This is a genomic window from Thalassolituus sp. UBA2590 (assembly GCF_002339775.1).
In the GTDB taxonomy this organism is placed as follows: domain Bacteria; phylum Pseudomonadota; class Gammaproteobacteria; order Pseudomonadales; family Oceanobacteraceae; genus Thalassolituus.
Map to the genome: position 1 here is coordinate 10806 of NZ_DDKU01000092.1, position 210 is coordinate 11015.

A 210-nucleotide genomic window follows, 5' to 3' on the forward strand; every position below is an offset into this window, starting at 1 on the left:
TTGGTTCTGCCCATGTCACGGTTCACGCTTCGACCTGTCTGGCCGTGTATACGGTGGTTCTCCGGCGTCTGACAACCTGGTTGTCCCTGCCTACATGTTCGAGAGCGACAACGTAGTCGTGGTCGGTGTTGATGAGGAGAACGCGTAATGAGCCAGAACACCAATAAAATCATGGCCTGGATCGACGACCGTCTGCCGGTTACCCAGACC